At 39.6% G+C, this 442-nt stretch carries 1 protein-coding gene; it reads left to right on the top strand.

Translation table 11 applies throughout. From position 1 onward, the window contains the following. The first annotated feature begins 27 nt into the window (after positions 1-27). A complete protein-coding gene (locus EXA13_RS16735; protein WP_238134107.1) occupies positions 28-387 on the top strand; it encodes a hypothetical protein in 360 nt (119 codons plus the stop codon). Positions 388-442 lie beyond the last annotated feature (55 nt).

The raw sequence follows: 442 nt of genomic DNA, 5'->3' as shown, positions 1-442 counted from the left end.
GCGGCGTTATGCGACTAGGGAGAATGCATGAAAAAGTCGAATCTAATCATATTGATAATAGCGTGCGGACTTGGTTATTTCGCCTATGATAGATATGTCGTACAACCCAAAGAGCTGAACCTTGTGTCAGAGCGTATGTTGACTCAAATTGCTATTAAAGAACAATGGTTTGATGCGCTTGAAGGTTTGAGGTCTTTACCAAATGGTTCAGCTAGTCTAAGTCATGAAATTGAATCAGCGTTTAAAGATGGCGATACAGCCTATGCGAAAGGCAAAATTATCTATATGAGTGAAACGACAGAAGTTTGTAAGGTTGTGGACTTCAAATTTCGTTACGGTTCATTGAACGATTACGAAATCTTTTCCCAATCAAGCTGCGTACATTGAAAGTCGCATAACAAAGCGTTTAAGGCGGATTCACAACGCTTGGCATTTTTAGTTT

Source organism: Vibrio cincinnatiensis, from assembly GCF_022113815.1.
GTDB lineage: Bacteria > Pseudomonadota > Gammaproteobacteria > Enterobacterales > Vibrionaceae > Vibrio > Vibrio cincinnatiensis_A.
The sequence above is the reverse complement of the archived record's forward strand: the minus strand, read 5'-3'. Positions and strand labels throughout refer to the sequence as shown.